Here is an 18,319-nt window from a genome sequence, read left to right on the forward strand (position 1 = left end):
AAATGATTAGTAGTCTTAATTAAACTTCGCCGTGTTCGTATTTAAGCAGGGCAGTTTTCATTTTTTTCATGGCTTGGGTTTCAATCTGGCGGATGCGTTCTGCCGATACACCCAGCTCAGCGGCCAGGTCGTGCAGGGTTTTGGCATTCTCGCCCGCCAGCCAGCGGCTGGAAATGATGCGCTGGCTGCGTTCATCCAGGCTGGCCAAGGCCAGGTCCAGCCCCTCGCTGTGCAAACGCTCCATATTGGCACCTTCCAGCACTTCACTGGGCTCAGCGCCTTCAGCGGCCAGGTAGCGGACGGGGTTGTAGCTGGTTTCTTCGCTGTCTGCGTCAATCACCGGGTCAAGGCTGAATTCATGGCCAGCCATGCGGCGTTCCATGTCGGAAACATCCTCGGGGCGCACATTCAATTCTGCCGCCACTTCGTTGACTTGATCTGGCGACAGGGTTTGGCCGTATTTTTTGAAGCTGTTCAGGTTGAAAAACAACTTGCGGTGCGCCTTGGTCGTGATCATTTTGACCATGCGCCAGTTGCGGATAATGTATTCGTGGATTTCGGCCTTGATCCAGTGCAGCGCAAAGCTGACCAGGCGCACGCCGCGCGTGGTGTCAAAGCGCTTGACGGCTTTCATCAGGCCGATATTGCCTTCCTGAATCAGGTCGGCGTGGGGCAACCCATAACCCAGGTACTGGCGTGCCACGGCCACAACCAGGCGCAGGTGGCTAAGCACCAAGCGGCGGGCAGCTTCAAGGTCGTTGTCGCGTTGCAGGCGCTCACCCAGCTCGATTTCCTCTTCAGGAGTGAGCATGGGGATTTGGTGGGTAGCGGAAATATAGGCATCAAGGTTGCCAAGCGGTCCACGGGCCACCAGTGCCCAGGGGTCGCGCACGGCAAGGGCGTTGCCGGGGGCGCGAAGATTAGCAAGTGTTAATGCATTTGTGGTCATGATTGCGGTGTTCTCCGAATAAATGAACCAGTTTCAACGGTGATTTTAGCACTCTTCGTTTAGGAGTGCTAATGGGTTGGAAAGTTCCTGGGTCAACGGGAATGTTGTCGACTACGTTTGCCTTGATACGGGTCGTGAGTACCCACGCAGTACAACTTCAGGTTTTTCACCCTTTGCAGGCTGGCTGTAGGCCATAGCGCTTTACAGACCCCGCATGCTTACCCAATCAATTGGCCAGACAACATGAACAATTCGTACACAGCCCATCAGGAATTGATGGGCAGTTTGAAGAATCGCCACCGCGATATCCTGAAGCTGATCAACGGCCAGCCCGTCCATCTTCTCGACGTCCCGGTTTATGGCAATGTGGGTGACCTGCTGATCTTGAAGGGAACAGAAACCTTCTTGAAGGAAAATCGGGTGAAGGTGGTTCAAATTGCATCCATCCACAATTTCAATGAAAACATACAGCCTGGCGAGGTCATTCTGTTTCAGGGTGGCGGCAATTTTGGTGACCTGTACCCGGTGCACCAATTGCACCGGGAAAGCGTGATTGCGAAGTACAGGAATAACAGGGTGATTGTATTGCCCCAAAGTATTCACTTTGAAAGACCGGAAGCCTTTGATGCCTGTGCAGCCACCCTTCAGTTGCACCCGGATTTACATATTCTGGTTCGTGATGTGGGGTCTTTTAAAAGTGCCCTGCAGATGACCGGCAATTGTCACTTGATGCCTGACATGGCCCACCAGCTTTACTCGTCAAAAACACGGCCAGCAAGCAGTGGCTTGCGTTTGCTGTTTCAACGGCTGGACAAGGAGTCTTCCGACCAACAGGTCGACATGAAGTGGGACACCAAGACGGATTGGGACCTGCTGATTGCGGATGAAATGAAAACCATCTGTTTTTTCAGGCGGCAGCTTGAGCGGTCCCAAAAAATAGGTCTGGATTGTTTGGTCATGCGCCTGTGGCTGATTTACAAGAACCGCTTGATCGCCAAGGCCGAGCAGTTTTTCCTCAAACACGACTTCGTGATTACAGACAGGCTTCATGGCCATATTCTGGCTTCTTTGCTGAACACAAAAAATTGTGTGCTGGACAATTCATACGGCAAAAACTCGGGTTATGTGGATGCGTGGACAAAAACTAGCCCACTAGTCAGTTGCAAAGAGCTCTTGACCTAGTGGGCGTCGTATCTTGAATCGCAGCATTTTGCTGAACAGAACAAACTGAAGTTCAACACACGGCATGTGTTGATTTAGTCGCGTTCAGGACGCTCAGCACGTTCAGGACGTTCAGCTTTCTCGGGACGCTCTGCACGTTCAGGACGCTCAACTTTCTCGGGGCGTTCAGCACGTTCAGGACGTTCAGCTTTCTCGGGACGCTCTGTACGTTCAGGACGCTCAACTTTCTCGGGGCGTTCGGCACGCTCTGGACGTTCTGCTTTTTCAGGCCGCTCGGCTTTTTCAGGACGTTCGGCACGCTCTGGACGTTCTGCTTTTTCAGGACGCTCAGCTTTCTCGGGACGCTCTGCACGTTCACCACGCTCGGCTTTTTCGGGTCGTTCAGCGCGCTCGCGGCGTTCAACCCGTTCAGGGCGGGCCAGTTGCGCAACTTTCTCCAGTTGATCCAAGCGTACCCGTTTTTCCACACCATTGACCAGTGACTGCTCCCGCACGTCAGAGCGGATTCTTTCTACAGACTTTTCCAGAGCCAAGGCCGGTGTCGACAAGGCGGCAGCCAGGGTCATGGACACGGCGCATGCAATTAATTTTCGTTGAGCTGACATCATTTTTTCTCCTGAATATTTGTGTGAAAAATTCACACGATTGAAAGATAGGCTTAAAATTGTTGCTTGTCAATAAAATGTGGAAAATTTTCACACGCTCTGTTAGAGTGAAGTCCGTGTTCTCAAGTAGTCCTTTCACCATGAAATCCCGTCAATCCATTTTGCTGTCAGCAGTCAGAAAGGTCCTTCGACCTCTGGTACGCCTTTGCTTGGGCAATGGTGTGACCTACCCCATGCTTCTCGAAGAGCTGAAACAGGTTTTCGTAAAAGTTGCTGAAAGTGAATTTCCCTTGGATGGCAAACCTCAGACTGACAGCCGGATCACCCTTTTGACGGGTGTGCACCGCAAGGATGTTCATCGGATTCGCACCGAGGAGGCGAGTACCCCGGTGGTCAAGCCCAATCTGTCCTCGCAGGTGATTGCTCAATGGCTGGCAGGCAAGGGATTTCAGGACGCCAACGGCTCGCCACGCAGACTTCAAAAAACCATCGCAGATGGTGGAGAGCTTTCATTCGAAGCACTTGTAGCGCAAGTGAGTAAAGACATTCGATCCAAGCCTTTGCTGGACGAATGGTTAAGGCTTGGCGCTGTGCGCATTGATGAGGACGGCGCCATCGAGTTGGTCAGCCAGGCCTTTGTACCCAAGGGTGATTTTGAGCAAACCGCCGCGTTTCTCGCAACGAACGTACACGATCATCTGGCGGCTGCGGTGGACAACATTTCCAAAGAAAAGCCGGTGTTTTTCGAACGCGCGGCGTTCAGCGATGGCTTGAGCGAACAACAGTTGGCTGCGTTGCAGGAATTCATCGCAACAGAAGGCATGGCCTTTCTTCGCAGGGTGAATGAAGAAAACATTCGTTACAGTCTGGATCCGCAGGTCGGGGTAGGCTATCGGGTCAATACGGGTGTGTACTTCTATGCCGAGCCGCAGGACCAAGTCGATGAATAACAAGCTGCGTGTACGAGTTTTGCTGCCGTTGCTGGCGGGGCTCGCTTCGGTCTGGGCATCCAGTGCAAATGCCAATCCCTGTGATGGTGGTGTGCCTGTTCAATTGCACAAGGCTGCACCCGGTGTGGGTGGAACGGGTGCACCGATGCAGCCCGGTGTGGGCGGCACAGGTCGTCAATTGGACCCAGGTGTAGGCGGTACGGGTCGATCGATCGAACCCGGTGTGGGTGGTACCGGTTCTGCACTGAAGACCGTGGAAGGCGATTCGTTTGTTTACGGTGTCATCACCGGCTTCGCCAGTATTTGTGTCAATGGTCTTGAAGTGCAATATGAATCCAGCACGCCAGTGGTCAGCAATGGTGAATCCAGTTCCATTCAAGCCTTGAAAGTAGGCCAGTGGGTGGCTGTCAGTGCCAGGGGTGTTGGGCGGGAAGTCAACGCCACATCGATTTCCATCGAGCAACCGATTGGCGGACCTGTCACCCGAATCGATGCAGCATCCAAAACCATTGAAGTGATGGGTCAGGCTGTACGCCTGGGGCCGGACACCAGCCCGCGACAATTGCCCAAAGTTGGCGATTCTGTCGCTGTCAGTGGATTTGTTTTGCCCAACGGTGCCATTCAAGCTTCACGAATTGACCCGATGGCTGGCAATGCACCGGCATTTGCTTCCGGCAGGTTCACCGACTCGCGCAAGGTTCTCAATGTTCCGGTTGATGCGAAATTCGGTGCGTCTGCAGCGAGTGGCAAAGCGGTCAGGGTGACAGGCCAATGGGACGGCAGCCGATTGAACGCAGCGTCCGTGAAAGAAGCGGACAGCATGGTGCAGCTCAAGCCCGGTGCGAAGTTTCATGTGCAGGCCTATGTTTCAGACAACGGCCGCGCGATCCAGGCTACCGGCAAGGAAATTCCCGGGTTGCGGGCGCAGGTGGGCGAACTTCGAGAGGCGGCTGGAAAAGTGGCTGTTCTGCGTGGACAAATTGATTCGACTGGGCGTGCAGAAATTCAATCGATTGAGTCTGTGCCGGTTGAAAAAATTCTTGATCGGGGTGGAAGGCGACAGTTGTCGGATGACTCTCAGGAGAAGGAATTCAAGCGCGCCGAGAAGAAGTCGGATGATCTGCAGCGCGAAGTGGAGCGTGATGCAGAAGAGCGTGCCGAAGAAGCTGAAGAGTTGCGCACGGAAGCTGCAGAAGAGCAAGTGAAGGCGCTTGAACGCAGCCAGAAAGAGCTCGCGAAAGAAAGGTCTGCTGAGCGAACTGAAAAGTCTCGGGGTTCGGAGAAGCTGGACAGGGGCTCCAAGATTGAAAAGGTTGACAAGGCCACCAGACCCGAACGCAGTGAGCGTGTTGAAAAGGCAGAAAAGGTAGAAAAGGTTGAAAGGGTCGAGCGCGTGGAACGCAGTGAACGGCCTGAAAAAGTGGAAAGACCTGAAAAGGTGGACCGCCCTGAAAAGATTGATCGACCAGAGAAAGTAGATCGCCCTGAAAAAGTAGACCGACCCGAAAAAATAGAGCGTCCTGAGCGCCGAGATTAATTGCCAAGCTGAATTTCAAAAAATCATTTACAGGTAGGACCCCTGATCATGAAAAAAACACTGCTCGCAATCGCCTTTGCAGCCGCCTTTAACGTTCACGCAGCAGATTCCAAGCTGGTGATGTCCACTGGTCTGGATTACAGCTCTGGCAAATACGGACAAACCGAGGACACCAAGATTACCTATGTGCCCTTCACTGGCAAATACGAAGTAGATCGCTGGACGTTCAAAGCCACCGTGCCCTACATTCAAATTGAAGGACCAGCGAACGTGACCCCGGACAGCCGCATCGTGGTGGCCGGTGTGCGCCCTGTTCGCAGCAAAGAATCCGGGTTGGGCGACACAGTGCTGGGTGCAAGTTACAACGCCGTGGCCAATCTTGAGCAGCAGTTGTATGTGGATGTGGGTGGCAAGGTTAAGCTACCCACTGCCGATGAAACAAAAGGCTTGGGTTCCGGTAAAACAGACTATTCTTTTTACACCGATGTTTTCAAAACCCAAGGCAGCGTGACCTGGCTGGGCACCTTGGGTTACAAGGTGTTCGGTGACCCTACTGGTGTCAATTTGAACAATGTATTTTATGGTTCGGCAGGTTTGTCCTACAAATTGTCGTCAAACGACAGCGTTGGTTTTGTGGTGGATCTGCGTGAAAGAACCACCAACACAAGCACGGCGCTGCGTGAATATTCTCTTTTCTATTCACACAAGTTTGATCAAACTTACAAGCTGCAAACCTACATTGTCACAGGCGACACAACCTCTAGTGTGGACATCGGGGGCGGAGCCATTCTGGCTGTAACCTGGTAACGGAAATGCATACTTGAATCTGAAACGCTATTTGCTGGTACGAATGATCACCTTGGGCCTGTTGTGCTGGGTGGTCATTTCCGCTTATGTGGTGTGGCGCACAGCGGGCGAGGTGGGGCAGGCCTTGAGCAACGACGCCTCCAGGCTGCACGAGATGGTGGAGTACTCCATGTACAAACGCCAGATCAACCCTGAAATTGAAGGCTCACCGGTGCTGGTGGGTAGCCAGTATGGTTTGCTGCTTGCGCCTTACTGCATTCGTTATGAAGGCTGGAACGGCCAGGTTCGCGAGGAAGGTTGCGAAAGCCAGACCGGGCACCCAGTGGAGGCACGGCTGATGAAGCTGTTGGGCGTGCAGGTTCAGTCCGAACCTCGGCCGGTGGGTTTGTGGGGGCAGGCTTTTGGCGAATTGTTCATCACTGCCGACCCGCAGCTGGTACTGGTCAAGTTCTGGCACACCCTGCGCGACCTTTTGCTGTTGAGCACTTTGATTGTGGCAAGTCTGGCCGCCTTGACCTATGTGGTGATAGGCCGCGCATTACAGCCTGCTGCCACGTTGGTCGAAAAACTGGATTCCATCGCCATTTCCGAGGACAGCCCCCCACCGCAGCAGTTGCCCGATGTGCAGCCCCGGGAATTTGGTCGTATTGCGCAGGGCGTAAATCGCCTGAACGACCGGCTTTGGCGATTGACCCAAACCCGTCGCAAATTGATGATGAAATTGTTGAATGTGCAGGAAGAGGAGCGGCGCGAACTGGCGCACCTGGTGCACGCAGATTTGGGGCAATCGCTGAGCCTGATCGCGGTGAATTGCACGCAATTGCGCGTGCAGTTAAAGCAGGAAGGCAATATGCCCGCGCAGGAAAAACTGGAGGAGATTGATTGCCTGATTGAAGAAGCCTTCGACCGAATGCGCGCGGTCTTGGTCAACAAATGCCCCCCTGTCCTGGAAGGCGCCGACCTGGCCATGGCCATTCAGGACCTGTGCACCCGTTGGGAAATTGATTCGGGTAGTGGCTGGTCAGTCAATTTGCAGCTTGATCCCGCAGCCCTGGCCAGCTTGGGCAAAGACAGGGCCTTGTGTGTGTACCGCACAGTTGAGGAGTGTTTGGCCAATGTAAAGCGCCATGGGTCTGGGGGCTCTCCTGTGTTGGTACGTTTTCGCCAGTTGGGTGCTGCTTTTGAGTTGACGATTCAGAACAGCCTGGTCCAAGGGCAGGAATACAATGGCCCCACGGGCGGCATGGGTTTGAATTTGCTTGCAGAACGTATTCGGGTGCATGGTGGTGTGTTTCGCGCGCAGGCAGTGGACGGCAACTTCGTGGTTTCGGCCACACTGGATTAAAAAGGGTTCTTCATGCTGGACACACAGATCAGTATATTGTTGGTGGATGACCATGCCGTGGTGCGGGCCGGTTATCGCCATTTGCTGGAGACACAAGGCGGCTTCAGGCAGGTGCTGGAAGCAGAAAATGCGCAAGAAGCCTACGCTGTTTGTCAGAAGGAATTGCCTGGCTTGGTGATCTGCGACATCAGCATGCCCGAGCCAGTTGGCTTGAGCCTGATTCAGCGGATTCTGGGGCGTTGGCCCAAGGCCAAAATCCTGATGTTCACCATGCACAATTCAATTGAATTGGCGCGGGCCTGCATGGAAGCCGGCGCGAAGGGCTACGTCACCAAGAGCAGTCGGCCCGAAGTATTGCTGCGGGCTATTGGTGAAGTGTTGGCGGGGCGCACATTCATCAGTGCCGACCTGTCGCGACTGATGGCGCTTTCCCGCTTGCGGGACAACCGCAATGGCCTTGACGAACTGAGCAGCCGTGAATTCGAGGTGTTGTGTCTGTTAGTAGCAGGGCAATCAACAGAACAAATCGCCGAGTTGCTGTTTCTGAGTGCAAAAACCATCCACAACATACATTACCAAATCAAAAAGAAATTACAGGTTGGTAATGACATTGAATTGACCAAGCTCGCCATTGCCTGGGGCCTGACGAGCCCGTCGATTGTTTAGATGATCATGCTGTTCTGCGGTCGACCTGCCCGGAATTCAACATCAGGTTGAGCCCTTTCTCAAGCAAGGCTTTGGCCCTGGCTTCGTCGCCAAATCCGTAAGGGGCCTCGGGCGCTTGGTCGTACAACAAACCCAGGTACAAGCAGGGTGCGCCGTCTTGGGGGGCCAAGGCCATAGCCTGCTCCAAGGCAATTTTGGCTTGCAATTGAAGCTGCAGGCCGCACAAACCACCCAGTGACTTTGCATAGCCTGTCATCACGATGCCATTCCAAAGTAGCACTTTCGCATCGTTGGGGTACAGGCGTGCCAATTCGCTGCAGGTGTCAGCAAGCCTGCACAACAGGGCTTCTCGTGCTCTCCCAAAGTCGCAACGCAATGCTTCCGCCCATGCAGCCTGAATGGCATTGATACATTCTTCCGGGGCTTGAACATGGGCCTGAGCCGGTGGTGTGGCAGGCACGGAGTTGTTCGCTTCAATTACACTGAAAATACGTCTCATCTGTAACTCCTAAGCAGCGTTGTGCTGTTTGAAAAGTGTTGCTCCATGTGTTGTGCAAGTGCAACCGTTTCATTGATTAACGCGGAAATTAGTTTTAGGAATACAAATGGTCGAGAATTGTGTAATAAAAAAGGGAGCTACGTCAGGCTCCCTTTTTGTTTCTTTGATTGATCGGTGAATATGTTCGGTGTGTCTATTTGATTTCAATCACACCTTTCATCCCTGCCGCAGCCTCTGATTTTCTTGACATCAAATCATCGAATGTGCCTGTACGAATGGGCACAAACCACCATTCCAGTGTTTGCCCTGGGTACAGTTCAATTCTTCTCACGGGGCCATAAATTTCAGCAAGTGGCTGCTTTTTGTCGGCAGCCAAAACTACCAGCTTGCGGGTATACACTGAATCGGCAAAACCGTTTGAACCGAAGTAATACGACTTCTCGCTGTTGTTTTGAATAGTCAGGATAGTCAGAGTGCCGGTTTCAAAGTTGAGCTGGCCGGGCGTGAAAACCTTGTCGCCTGCGGTGTTGCTCAACTCAACCGACACCCGTCTGGGTTCTTGCTGGGTCAGGTCGCCGGCTGCGTGAAGCAGGCCACAAGTTGTGACAAGGGTCGCTGCAAAAAGGCCTTGCACAAGGCAGTTTCGAATCTGTTTCATGGTTTAACCTGGAATATCAAGTGAACCCACCGATTTCGGCGACACCATGACACCCCACGGCATGTTGCCTTCGGGAATGTCCTTGATCAAGCTGCCGGTTGCGTAGTCCAGTACCAGGATGTTGTTGCTGCGGCCGCAAGCCACGATCAACTGCTTGTCATCGGGTGTGAAGCTGAAATGCCAGCAACGGTCGCCCGCGGGCATTTCCCGTTTCAGTTCCAGTGTTTTGGCATCAAATACCTGAATGGCTTTGCCACGCGCCAAGGCAACCACGATTTCAGAGCCATCCCGCGTGTAGGTCACACCGTAAGGCACCTCGCCCGTGGGTGCTTCGTTGATCACGTTATATTCCTTGTCCAGAATCAGCATCTTGTTGCCGTATTCCAGCGTGACTACAAACTGCTCACCATCGGGCGAACGCTTCACGCCGCGTGGGCGAATGCCATACTTTTCCGTGTCGATCTGCTTGATTTTCTCGCCGGTTTCAATGTCATGCACTGACACGTTTTCATCGGCCTCGTTGGTCACGATGATGTGCTTCCCGTCGCCGGAAAACTCGATGCCTTCTGTTTCAAATCCAGCTGTAATCTCCTTGATTTTTTCACCTTTGACCAAGTCGATAATGGCAACCTGGGCTGGCAGTTCATCGCCTTCCTCGCGTTCTTTTTCAATGGCCTTGGCTTCGGCTGACCCTGGTTTCGGTGGGGGGCCACCCTTTGATGCGGGCTCATAGGCCACAAAAGCCAGGTTGCCCAGCACGCGCACAAATTCGGGGTTGATGCCCACCGGCACACGGCGCACCACCTGGTTGGTTGCAGTGTCCACAATAGCCAGGTCTTTGGTTTCTTTCACGGCCACTACCAGCAATTTGCCGTCTTCGGTCAGGCCCACACCACGACCGCCTTCACCCACCACAATTTCGCCAATTTTTGTGTAGTCAGCCAAGGAGTAAATGGTCACCGGACCATCTTGGTGAGTGACATAAGCCACGGCAGCGGGTGCTGCTTGCTCGGCTGGTGCGGCGGCCTCCGGTGCCACGGCTTCCTCTTTTTTGGAGCACGCGGCCAATGCCACAACCGTGCTCAAAGCCAAGGCGGTCATTTTCAACTTCATGTGTCTTCTCCCTGCCAACATTTTTCCAAATTACCTTAACGGTACGGAAGTTTCTGCGATGTGTCCCGGGAATTTTTCCTGAAAACCCGGGGGATGTACACAAACAACAACTCCTCACCTTTGGTCCTAATCCGGTAATTTTGCGGTCTCGAATGAATATGGGAGGGTAAAACATGGAGTTGGTTTGCCAAAGCAAACTGAGGCTGGACGGTTTGAAGACCGCTGACCTTGAAAAGTATGAAGGGTTGGACATCAAGGATATTTGTTCTACCGGACTGGATTCAGCTGGGTTGAATCACTGCGCACATTTTGTGTCACATGCACTTGATTTGGGTTTTGGCATGCTGTGCGGAAATATGTCATGGGATACCAAGGGACAAGGTGGTTACCGATTCACCAGAGCGATTTTTAGTCAAGTTCAACGGACTGTATGGGTCAAAAACGCAACTTTACTTTGGTGTGTTGGGCAATGAATAAGCTACTTGTCGTATGGGTCTGTACCTGGTTGGCTACGTTTTCGAACCTGGCTTTGGCCAATCAGGAAGCCTTGACACTACTTTTGGGCAATGGCCAATTGGTGATCAGCATGCAACCGGCTTGTGAGCCATATCAGCCTGATTCACAGCGATCATCAGTTGCGAAAACTCTGTCACAAGACGTGGCTTGGGCGCTGGCCGACATGGTTGGCAAGCCAGTAGAAATCGAGTCCTTGTGTGAAGCACTTCCGGATGCCCGCAAGCAATGCAGGGTGGTTTTTTCCGTTAACCAAGGCGATCTTGAATGGGCGAGGGTTTATCAATTCACAAACTCCCCTAATTCACTGAAAACTCCCAAACTGGCAGATCTGAATTGTTTCAACTTACCTTAGTACGACCCAGTCCCGGTACTCACTCGGTGTCTTGCCTGTCAGCTTTTTAAATGCCCGTGTGAAATTGGCGCGGTCTTGGTAGCCCACACGTTGTGCTATTTCATCAACGGTCAGGCGGGTGGTTTCCAGCAACAGGCAGGCATCCCGTTGAATTACTTCGCCAAGCAGGTCGGTGAAGCTTCGCCCCTCGGTTTGCAACTTTCTTTTCAAGGTGCGCACCGACATGTGCAGGGTTTCAGCCATGTCTTCAAGCTGGGGGTATCTGCCGTCGCGGCAAATCAACAGGTTTTTCACGCGCCCGCTTAAATTGTCGCCCAAACCCAGTGCGATCAATTCCTGCTCGCACTGCTGAATCACCATTTGGGCGGTGGTTGCGTTGGCGGTGGGCAGGGGCAGGTCCAGCCATTTGACGGGTATGCGAATTTGATTGCCTGCCGCATTGAATCGGCACCTGGGCAGGCTGCTGGCATAACTTGCGTAGTAGGCCGGTTCGGGCCAGTCAAACCACAGTTCAATACCGCTGGCCTCATTGGAATTGCCGATGGGGTTGAACAGGCTTTCAAACAGGCGCCACACTTCAATCACAAAGTTTTCAATGGCAAATTTGCGCACCGGTTCCAGCGACATGGCCTCTCGGATGTGACACACAAAGGTGCGTTCGTCCTCCGTGGTGTCAATGGTGTAGAAGGGCACCTTGGTGGGCAAAAACCGAATTCCCAGCTCAACGGCTTCGCGTAGGCTGGCACAACTCATCAAGCCAAAGCCGATCATGCCGGCCTTGGTCAGGCTGCTTTGCAAACCCATGTCGATGGCAATGTGTTCGCTTTGAAACAGGGCCAGTAGGTTCATGACAATCACGCCATGTTGCGCGGCCGCAATGCGGGCATGGGGCACTTGCAACTGGGCAAGGGTCAAGCCGCTGTGTTCAAGCACGTCTTCAGCCAGGAACCCGCGCTGAACGGCGTAGTTCACGAAGAACAGCGGGTACGCCTGTGCAACCGTGGTTTGCTCCAGCAGCCTAAGCTGCGGGTAGTCCTTTAGTTCCATGCCCAGCAAACCAGCGCGGCACCTGCCAGCAGCAGTTGCACGCTGTTAATGATCACACTCAAACGGTGTTTCGACTTGAATTCGGCGCCAGCAGCCACATCGCCCGCCAGTTCGCGGTCGCGCAGTTCATTGATTTGAAGCATCAGGACTTGTCGTGTGTACACGCTGGCCAAGGCGACAACAGCTGAAGAAGACAGCACCCAAAAACCTGCACCAGCAAGGCCTGCAAAAATCGCGCTGAGAAAGCCAAATACGATCACATACAGGTAATACCAGGGGAATACCGCGCGAATGAAAGGGCCAGCCTGCTCCATGGGGAGCTTGGTGAATACCAGCGGTGCGAACAGGGCCGAAAAAGCCAGGATACCGCCGAACAAACCGCCGAGCGCCAAGGTTGTCAAAGCTTGAAACCATTCCATACATCACCTGCCATAGAGTTACTGCGAATCTGTATTTTGCACCAGCATACAGGTGCTTGGCCCAAATTGACTCCAAATCAGTCACTTTTCACACTCACGCTGCCCCCCGCTCAGCCCCTACACTGCAATGCATCGAAAACCAAATCACACGGACAAACAAAATGGGCAGCCCGAAAAAAGAAGCACAGAACATTCTTGAAGTCGCCATTGTTGGCGCAGGCGTCTCCGGCCTTGGCATGGGCATTCAGTTGCTGAAAGCAGGCGAAACCAATTTCAAGATTTTCGACAAAGGCCATGATGTGGGCGGCACCTGGCGCGACAACACCTATCCCGGTTGCGGTTGCGATGTCAAAAGCAGCCTGTACAGCTATTCATTCGAGCCTTGGGCTGAATGGAGCAACAGCTACGCCAAGCAGGGCGAAATTTACAAGTACCTGCGCCACTGCGCCACCAAATACGGTGTGTACCCTCACATCCAGTTCAACACCAGCATCACAGGTTCTGCGTTCGACGAGCAAACCGGTTTGTGGAACATCACCACCGCCGATGGCAAAACCATTCAGGCCCGCAACGTGGTCACCGCAGTGGGCCCCTTTAGCGCACCGAAGGTTGCAGAATTCAAGGGCGCAGAAAAGTTCAAGGGCAAAACCGTTCACACCGCGGCTTGGGATCATTCCGTTGAGCTGGAAGGCAAGCGCGTGGGCTTGATTGGCACTGGAGCCACCGCTGTACAGGTTGGCCCAGCCATTGCCGGCAAAGTGAAAAACCTGGTGGTGTTTCAGCGCACGGCCAACTGGATCATGCCCCGCCCTGACCGCACGATTGAAGAGACCGAGAAGGCACTGAACCGCAAAGCCCCCATCAACATGAAGATGAACCGTTTGGGCGTGTACTGGTTCAACGAGCTGACGGCACCTTTCCTGATCCTGAAGTACGACATGTTCAAGGCCCAGCCTGAAAAAATGGCCAGCAGCTACCTGGCGCGCAAGGTCAAAGACCCTGAACTGCGCAAGAAGCTGACGCCCACTTTCAAGTTTGGTTGCAAGCGGGTGTTGGTCAGCTCCGACTGGTACCCCACCATGCAGAAAGAGCATGTGCACTTGGAAACCAATGCGATCGACTCCATTACCGAAAAGGGTATTCGCACTGCCGACGGTGTGGAGCATGAATTGGACGTGATCATTTACGCCACTGGCTACGAAGTGCGCCACACGGGTTCGCCCATCGATGCAAAGGGCATTGGTGGCGCCAGCCTGAACCAGAAATGGAAAGAAGGTTCGGAAGCCTACCAGGGCATTTCAACAGCAGGTTTCCCCAACCTGTATTTCCTGGTTGGTCCGTTCACGGGGCCCGGCCACACGTCTGTTATTGCCTATGCCGAAGCGCAAATTGGTTATGTTATTCAGGCCATCAAGCTGCGCCAGAAGCGCAAGCTGAGAGCCATCGCGGTCAAGCCTGAAGTGGAACAGAAGTTCGTGAATTCCATGGATTTCCGCAGTGAACACACCGTGTGGAAAAGTGGTTGCGCCAGTTGGTACCTCAGCCCCAACGGCCGCAACAACACCTTGTACCCCGGCTTGAATGCCGAGTACCGCATGCGCGTGGCCAGGTTCAACCCGGCGGAATATGTGCTGACAGGCAGCAACGGCAAAATCGTCAAGCCGCGTGTTACAGACCACCTCAGCACAGGCTTGATGGCGCTGAAATCAGCCTGATTCATACTGGTTTGGCGTCCGAATGCAGAATGGACATGGCTATTGATCTTGATGCATAACAGGCAGACACTAGGCGTTCACCCCACAGGAGAGCGCCAGTGTCTACGCAAGGTACCAAAGCATCCGATCTGCTCGTGCAGGCCCTTGAAGCAGAAGGCGTGAAACACATCTTTGCCGTACCCGGTGAAGAAAACTTGGACTTTGTGGAAAGCCTGCGCAACAGCAGCATCAAGCTGGTTCTCACGCGGCATGAGCAGGGGGCCGGTTTCATGGCGGCCACTTATGGTCGCCTCACTGGCCGCGCTGGCGTGTGCATGGCCACGCTGGGGCCAGGTGCCACCAACTTCACCACGCCTGCTGCGTATGCGCACTTGGGCGCATTTCCTCTCATTATGATTACCGGGCAAAAGCCCATCAAGAAGTCCAAGCAGGGGCAGTTTCAGATCATCGACGTGGTCAACCTGTTTGCGCCTATTTGCAAAATGAGCAAGCAGATTGTGCACGGGAATACCATACCCGCGCTGGTACGCGAGGCTTTTCGCGTGGCTGAAGAAGAGCGCCCAGGCGCCGTGTTGCTCGAACTGCCCGAAGACATTGCAGCCGAAGACACCACAGCCACTGTTATTCCTCGCAGTGAACGGCACTATGCCGTGGCCGACGACACCGTGTTGAACGAGGCCGTGTCCATGATCCGCTCAGCCCGAATGCCACTGGTGTTGCTGGGTGCAGGGGCCAACCGCAAACAGGCCCGCCTCGCTTTGCAGGAATTCATTGAAACCACGGGCATTCCCTTTTTCAGCACCCAGATGGGCAAAGGGGTGGTTGATGAAGGTTCTTCGCTTTTTCTCGGTACTGCTGCCCTATCGGATGGAGACTACCTGCACTGCGCCATTGAACGGTCCGACCTCATCATCAATGTGGGGCACGATGTGGTTGAAAAGCCCCCGTTCTTCATGACGCACAATGGCAAGAAAGTCATTCACGTGAACTACCGGTCCGCCAAAGTGGATCAGGTGTATTTCCCGCAGTGTGAGGTGGTGGGCGATGTGGCCCGTTCAATCCAGAAACTGACCCAGAAAATTGGCCGCAAGCTGGAATGCGATTTCGCCTATTTCAACCGCATTCGCGATGAAGTCGAGTTGCACATCAAGGAAGGGGCTGACGACAACCGTTTTCCGGTTATACCCCAGCGCCTGGTAGCTGAAACGCGCCGCGCCATGGGCGCCAAAGACATCATTGCGCTGGACAATGGCATTTACAAGCTGTGGTTTGCTCGCAATTACAAAGCCTATGAACCCAACACGGTGCTGTTGGACAATGCTCTGGCCACCATGGGGGCCGGTTTGCCTTCGGCCATGATGGCCGCCATGCTGTATCCCGACCGCCGGGTCATGGCCATCTGTGGCGACGGCGGCTTCATGATGAATTCCCAGGAAATCGAGACAGCCCTGCGGCTGAAGTTGAACCTGGTGGTCATGATTCTCAACGACAGCTCTTACGGCATGATCCGCTGGAAGCAGGAGCACGCCGGTTTTGCGGATTGGGGCCTTGAATTTGGCAACCCTGATTTCGTGAAGTATGCCGAGGCGTATGGCGCCACCGGCCACAGGGTGGGCAGTGCGGCTGAACTGGTGCCCACCATCGACCGTGCCTTCAAATCAGGCGGCGTGCACATTGTGGATGTGCCGGTGGATTACTCGGAAAACAAGAAAGTGCTGATCGATGAGCTGGCTGCCAAGGTATGCCTGATATGAACAACACCCTGCTTGAAGTGGTCAACCCTTATGATCTGAAATCCATCGGTGAGGTCAAACTGGTGGATTGGCCCACCATTGACGGCTGGTTGAATACCGCCACCCAGTTGCACAGGCAGCGCAAGAACTGGCTGCCCGCACACCAGCGCATCGCCATTTTGAAAAAAACCGCACAACTGATGCAGGGCCAGTTTGATGAACTGGCCTTTCAAATCGCCAATGAAGGCGGAAAGCCCCTGGTGGATGCAAAGGTGGAAGTGACCCGCGCCATTGATGGCGTAGAGCTGTGTATCAAGGAACTCGGTCACCTTACCGGCAGTGAAATCCCCATGGATTTAACGGCTGCCGGGGCGGGTCGCATGGCATTCACCACCCGCGAACCCATTGGGCCGGTGGTGGCTGTGTCTGCATTCAATCACCCGCTGAATTTGATTGTTCACCAGGTGGGTCCGGCGGTGGCGGCAGGTTGCCCCGTGTTGGTCAAGCCGGCCAGTGCCACGCCATTGAGCTGCCAAGCCTTCGTCAACCTGTTGTATCAAGCTGGTTTGCCAGAAGAATGGTGTCGTTTTGCCCCATGCACAAGCGCGGTGGCCGAACAAATGGTGACCGACCCCCGGGTCGGGTTTTTCAGCTTCATCGGTTCCGGGGCCGTGGGCTGGCACCTGAAAAGCAAACTGGCCGCAGGCACCCGATGTGCGCTTGAGCATGGTGGCGTGGCCCCTGTGATTGTCGACGAAAGTGCCGATGTGAATGCCATGATCCCGGCCTTGGTCAAAGGCGGCTTTTATCATTCCGGTCAGGTTTGTGTCAGTGTGCAGCGGATTTATGTGCCGGAAGACATGGCCACGTCTGTGGCACAGGCCATTGCTGACAAGGCTTCGTTGTTGAAGGTGGGCAATGCAATCGTGACCGAAACCGAGTGCGGTCCCTTGGTCAACCCCAAGGAAGTGGACCGCGTTGAACAGTGGGTCGATGAGGCCGCACGCGCAGGTGCGCAAGTGTTGTGTGGTGGTCACCGGCTGGGTGAAACCACCTACGCACCCACTGTGTTGCTTGATCCGCCGGCCAAGGCCAAAGTCAGTACACAGGAGGTATTTGGACCTGTGGTGTGTGTATATGGCACTGAATCTCTCGAGGATGCAATTTTGCGAGCCAACAGCTTGCCAGTTGCATTTCAGGCAGCAGTGTTTACCCAGAAGTTGAATGCGGCCCTGCGTTGTGTACGTGAACTGGATGCCACCGCGGTGATGGTGAATGACCACACCGCGTTTCGTGTGGACTGGATGCCTTTTGGCGGCCGTCGACACTCAGGCTACGGGGTAGGTGGCATCGGCCACACTTTGCGTGACATGACTCAGGAAAAAATGGCGGTCATCAAGCTTTAATTACATTCCAAACTCGAAACACTATGGCACTGAAAAAAGTAAATCTGAACGAGGTAACCGTGCTGATTCGCACGCGCCGCAGAGAGCTCGGCCTGACCCAGAAGCAGTTGGGTGAGAAGTTGGGTATTGATCAACGAACCGTGTCTTCTCTGGAAAAGAACCCGGGCTCCATCAGCGTCAACCGTTTTTTTGCGGTGCTCGACGCCTTGCAGGTCAATCTGTTTTCCTCGACAGACCCGCGTGATGAAAGCAGCCTGGCCCGCCTTACGGTGGATCAGCTGTTCAGAAACGCAAAAATTGTGTGATTTGCCTGTCAGATGAGGCGACTGCGGCGGGCCATGCCCGCCTGGTGTTTTTACTTGTAAATTCCGGCTGACAAAATCACGTCACCCTGTTTGAATACATACAGGGTTTTGTCCTCGACCTTCCCGCTTTGCGGGTTCTTGTATTTGTAATCAACCCAGCCTTCACCCTTGCCTTTGGCTATGTCAACGCGCTCCTGGCGGAACATTTTGCCGTCTACATCGGGCAGGTCCAACATGGATTTGCCCAGCAATTTCTGATTGGTCGGGTGTGCAAGGTGTGCTCCAGACATGTCCAGTACGATCAGGTACAGTTCGCCCTTGAACCACTTCTCGTCTTTGGCATTCACCTCTTTGATCACAGCGTCCTTGCCGCTGCCTTTCACCGCTGCTGCTGCCTCTTTCACCAAGGCAACGGCCTGTTCCTTGGTTGCGTTATCCGCCATGGCGGAAGTGCCAGCCAAACTCAATGAAAGCAAAACGGCCGAGAAAATTTTACGCATGGTTATTCTCCTGTG

19 protein-coding genes are annotated in these 18,319 nt (G+C 53.9%); 11 read left to right on the plus strand and 8 right to left on the minus strand.

The genetic code is table 11. The features are described 5' to 3' along the window. Window positions 1-19 precede the first annotated feature (19 nt). Window positions 20-949 carry an RNA polymerase sigma factor RpoH gene (rpoH, locus tag RGQ30_RS01015; protein WP_130557060.1) on the minus strand — a complete coding sequence of 310 codons (930 nt, stop codon included), beginning with the start codon at window positions 947-949 and terminating at the stop codon, window positions 20-22. Between the two features lie 243 nt (window positions 950-1,192). On the opposite strand from rpoH, the gene RGQ30_RS01020 reads away from it, so the two are divergent. Then, on the plus strand, window positions 1,193-2,131 hold the full coding sequence (locus RGQ30_RS01020; protein WP_130557059.1) for a polysaccharide pyruvyl transferase family protein: 939 nt from the start codon (window positions 1,193-1,195) through the stop codon (window positions 2,129-2,131). 74 nt (window positions 2,132-2,205) lie between these two features. Here RGQ30_RS01020 and RGQ30_RS01025 read toward each other — a convergent pair whose 3' ends face one another. Beyond that, window positions 2,206-2,739 carry a hypothetical protein gene (locus RGQ30_RS01025; RefSeq protein WP_338284621.1) on the minus strand — a complete coding sequence of 178 codons (534 nt, stop codon included), beginning with the start codon at window positions 2,737-2,739 and terminating at the stop codon, window positions 2,206-2,208. Between the two features lie 137 nt (window positions 2,740-2,876). Here RGQ30_RS01025 and RGQ30_RS01030 point away from each other — a divergent pair, with 137 nt between their 5' ends. The 5 genes from RGQ30_RS01030 to RGQ30_RS01050 are packed head-to-tail and all read left to right on the plus strand — an operon-like array spanning window position 2,877 to window position 8,041. Continuing rightward, the gene (locus tag RGQ30_RS01030) at window positions 2,877-3,686 is read left to right on the plus strand and encodes a DUF6502 family protein (protein WP_130557057.1); all 810 of its coding nucleotides are present in this window, start codon (window positions 2,877-2,879) and stop codon (window positions 3,684-3,686) included. After that, window positions 3,679-5,223: a DUF5666 domain-containing protein gene (locus RGQ30_RS01035; RefSeq protein ID WP_130557056.1), complete on the plus strand. Its 1,545-nt coding sequence runs from the start codon at window positions 3,679-3,681 to the stop codon at window positions 5,221-5,223. Before RGQ30_RS01030 ends, RGQ30_RS01035 begins: the two co-directional genes overlap by 8 nt. A 48-nt stretch (window positions 5,224-5,271) precedes the next feature. Then, window positions 5,272-6,030 carry a transporter gene (locus tag RGQ30_RS01040; protein WP_130557055.1) on the plus strand — a complete coding sequence of 253 codons (759 nt, stop codon included), beginning with the start codon at window positions 5,272-5,274 and terminating at the stop codon, window positions 6,028-6,030. 13 nt (window positions 6,031-6,043) lie between these two features. Next, window positions 6,044-7,375: a histidine kinase gene (locus RGQ30_RS01045; protein WP_130557054.1), complete on the plus strand. Its 1,332-nt coding sequence runs from the start codon at window positions 6,044-6,046 to the stop codon at window positions 7,373-7,375. Between the two features lie 12 nt (window positions 7,376-7,387). Then, the gene (locus tag RGQ30_RS01050; RefSeq protein WP_130557053.1) at window positions 7,388-8,041 is read left to right on the plus strand and encodes a response regulator; all 654 of its coding nucleotides are present in this window, start codon (window positions 7,388-7,390) and stop codon (window positions 8,039-8,041) included. Between the two features lie 4 nt (window positions 8,042-8,045). On the opposite strand, the gene RGQ30_RS01055 is transcribed toward RGQ30_RS01050, so the two are convergent. The 3 genes from RGQ30_RS01055 to RGQ30_RS01065 form a co-directional block, all read right to left on the minus strand. Next, a complete protein-coding gene (locus tag RGQ30_RS01055) occupies window positions 8,046-8,540 on the minus strand; it encodes a TRAP transporter TatT component family protein (RefSeq protein WP_130557052.1) in 495 nt (164 codons plus the stop codon). 193 nt (window positions 8,541-8,733) lie between these two features. Beyond that, window positions 8,734-9,198 carry a cupredoxin domain-containing protein gene (locus RGQ30_RS01060; RefSeq protein WP_298218565.1) on the minus strand — a complete coding sequence of 155 codons (465 nt, stop codon included), beginning with the start codon at window positions 9,196-9,198 and terminating at the stop codon, window positions 8,734-8,736. 3 nt (window positions 9,199-9,201) lie between these two features. Further along, window positions 9,202-10,311, minus strand: coding sequence for a cytochrome D1 domain-containing protein (locus RGQ30_RS01065; protein ID WP_130557051.1), 1,110 nt, complete (start codon window positions 10,309-10,311; stop codon window positions 9,202-9,204). Between the two features lie 469 nt (window positions 10,312-10,780). On the opposite strand from RGQ30_RS01065, the gene RGQ30_RS01070 reads away from it, so the two are divergent. Further along, entirely contained in the window at window positions 10,781-11,179 is a 399-nt protein-coding gene (locus RGQ30_RS01070) for a hypothetical protein (protein ID WP_130557050.1), read from the plus strand. On the opposite strand, the gene RGQ30_RS01075 is transcribed toward RGQ30_RS01070, so the two are convergent. Both RGQ30_RS01075 and RGQ30_RS01080 read right to left on the minus strand, forming a co-directional pair. Next, complete coding sequence (locus RGQ30_RS01075; RefSeq protein WP_130557049.1) at window positions 11,171-12,226, minus strand: AraC family transcriptional regulator; 1,056 nt, start codon at window positions 12,224-12,226, stop codon at window positions 11,171-11,173. The two genes, RGQ30_RS01070 and RGQ30_RS01075, sit on opposite strands and share 9 nt — an antisense overlap. Further along, window positions 12,217-12,645, minus strand: coding sequence for a DUF4149 domain-containing protein (locus RGQ30_RS01080; RefSeq protein ID WP_130557048.1), 429 nt, complete (start codon window positions 12,643-12,645; stop codon window positions 12,217-12,219). The genes RGQ30_RS01075 and RGQ30_RS01080 overlap by 10 nt, the downstream gene beginning before the upstream one ends. Window positions 12,646-12,806: 161 nt before the next feature. On the opposite strand from RGQ30_RS01080, the gene RGQ30_RS01085 reads away from it, so the two are divergent. The 4 genes from RGQ30_RS01085 (at window position 12,807) to RGQ30_RS01100 (ending at window position 17,804) form a co-directional block, all read left to right on the plus strand. Then, on the plus strand, window positions 12,807-14,360 hold the full coding sequence (locus RGQ30_RS01085) for a flavin-containing monooxygenase (protein ID WP_130557047.1): 1,554 nt from the start codon (window positions 12,807-12,809) through the stop codon (window positions 14,358-14,360). Between the two features lie 98 nt (window positions 14,361-14,458). Beyond that, window positions 14,459-16,114, plus strand: a complete 1,656-nt coding sequence (locus RGQ30_RS01090; protein WP_130557046.1) for an acetolactate synthase large subunit — start codon at window positions 14,459-14,461, stop codon at window positions 16,112-16,114. Further along, window positions 16,111-17,499, plus strand: a complete 1,389-nt coding sequence (locus tag RGQ30_RS01095; protein WP_338284623.1) for an aldehyde dehydrogenase family protein — start codon at window positions 16,111-16,113, stop codon at window positions 17,497-17,499. The genes RGQ30_RS01090 and RGQ30_RS01095 overlap by 4 nt, the downstream gene beginning before the upstream one ends. A 23-nt stretch (window positions 17,500-17,522) precedes the next feature. After that, complete coding sequence (locus tag RGQ30_RS01100) at window positions 17,523-17,804, plus strand: helix-turn-helix domain-containing protein (protein WP_130557045.1); 282 nt, start codon at window positions 17,523-17,525, stop codon at window positions 17,802-17,804. A 50-nt stretch (window positions 17,805-17,854) separates the two neighbouring features. Here RGQ30_RS01100 and RGQ30_RS01105 read toward each other — a convergent pair whose 3' ends face one another. Beyond that, the gene (locus tag RGQ30_RS01105; RefSeq protein WP_130557044.1) at window positions 17,855-18,304 is read right to left on the minus strand and encodes a cache domain-containing protein; all 450 of its coding nucleotides are present in this window, start codon (window positions 18,302-18,304) and stop codon (window positions 17,855-17,857) included. Window positions 18,305-18,319: the final 15 nt, after the last annotated feature.

The sequence above is a fragment of the Limnobacter thiooxidans genome (genome assembly GCF_036323495.1).
Taxonomy (GTDB): Bacteria; Pseudomonadota; Gammaproteobacteria; order Burkholderiales; family Burkholderiaceae_B; genus Limnobacter; species Limnobacter thiooxidans.

Coding starts and splice junctions, on each gene's coding strand:
- rpoH (WP_130557060.1), bottom strand. CDS start 949: ATGACCACAAATGCATTAACACTTGCTAATCTTCGCGCCCCCGGCAAC.
- RGQ30_RS01095 (WP_338284623.1), top strand. CDS start 16,111: ATGAACAACACCCTGCTTGAAGTGGTCAACCCTTATGATCTGAAATCC.
- RGQ30_RS01040 (WP_130557055.1), top strand. CDS start 5,272: ATGAAAAAAACACTGCTCGCAATCGCCTTTGCAGCCGCCTTTAACGTT.
- RGQ30_RS01105 (WP_130557044.1), bottom strand. CDS start 18,304: ATGCGTAAAATTTTCTCGGCCGTTTTGCTTTCATTGAGTTTGGCTGGC.
- RGQ30_RS01035 (WP_130557056.1), top strand. CDS start 3,679: ATGAATAACAAGCTGCGTGTACGAGTTTTGCTGCCGTTGCTGGCGGGG.
- RGQ30_RS01070 (WP_130557050.1), top strand. CDS start 10,781: ATGAATAAGCTACTTGTCGTATGGGTCTGTACCTGGTTGGCTACGTTT.
- RGQ30_RS01050 (WP_130557053.1), top strand. CDS start 7,388: ATGCTGGACACACAGATCAGTATATTGTTGGTGGATGACCATGCCGTG.
- RGQ30_RS01025 (WP_338284621.1), bottom strand. CDS start 2,739: ATGATGTCAGCTCAACGAAAATTAATTGCATGCGCCGTGTCCATGACC.
- RGQ30_RS01085 (WP_130557047.1), top strand. CDS start 12,807: ATGGGCAGCCCGAAAAAAGAAGCACAGAACATTCTTGAAGTCGCCATT.
- RGQ30_RS01080 (WP_130557048.1), bottom strand. CDS start 12,645: ATGGAATGGTTTCAAGCTTTGACAACCTTGGCGCTCGGCGGTTTGTTC.
- RGQ30_RS01020 (WP_130557059.1), top strand. CDS start 1,193: ATGAACAATTCGTACACAGCCCATCAGGAATTGATGGGCAGTTTGAAG.
- RGQ30_RS01075 (WP_130557049.1), bottom strand. CDS start 12,226: ATGGAACTAAAGGACTACCCGCAGCTTAGGCTGCTGGAGCAAACCACG.
- RGQ30_RS01060 (WP_298218565.1), bottom strand. CDS start 9,198: ATGAAACAGATTCGAAACTGCCTTGTGCAAGGCCTTTTTGCAGCGACC.
- RGQ30_RS01055 (WP_130557052.1), bottom strand. CDS start 8,540: ATGAGACGTATTTTCAGTGTAATTGAAGCGAACAACTCCGTGCCTGCC.
- RGQ30_RS01065 (WP_130557051.1), bottom strand. CDS start 10,311: ATGAAGTTGAAAATGACCGCCTTGGCTTTGAGCACGGTTGTGGCATTG.
- RGQ30_RS01030 (WP_130557057.1), top strand. CDS start 2,877: ATGAAATCCCGTCAATCCATTTTGCTGTCAGCAGTCAGAAAGGTCCTT.
- RGQ30_RS01100 (WP_130557045.1), top strand. CDS start 17,523: ATGGCACTGAAAAAAGTAAATCTGAACGAGGTAACCGTGCTGATTCGC.